Source organism: Cellulomonas sp. GbtcB1 (assembly GCF_019091725.1).
In the GTDB taxonomy this organism is placed as follows: domain Bacteria; phylum Actinomycetota; class Actinomycetes; order Actinomycetales; family Cellulomonadaceae; genus Cellulomonas.
On record NZ_JAGXJG010000729.1, the window covers coordinates 1 to 229 of the forward strand.

Annotated in this window: 1 pseudogene; it reads right to left on the reverse strand. The window is 81.7% G+C overall.

Annotation, left to right across the window (positions count from 1 at the left end):
* Positions 1-229 (reverse strand): annotated as a pseudogene (locus KVT14_RS21980) (hypothetical protein); the annotation flags it as partial.

The following is a 229-nucleotide window of genomic DNA, read 5'->3' on the forward strand; positions in this document are numbered from 1 at the left end:
GGGGCGGTGCGGCCCGCGTCCGGGCCGGCGTGCCCGGCCTTCTCGGCGGCCCACTGCTCGGCGGTGAGCACCGGGTCGCTGGCGAACGTGTGGGTGTGGTCGCCGGGCGGCTCGGTCCAGGTGCCGGCGTCGAGCACCTGGAAGCCGCCGGGGGGGGACACGGGGGCGTGCCGCCCGTCGCCGGCGCGGGTCAGGCGGGTGGAGCCCGCCAGCCCGGAGGCGGGGACGC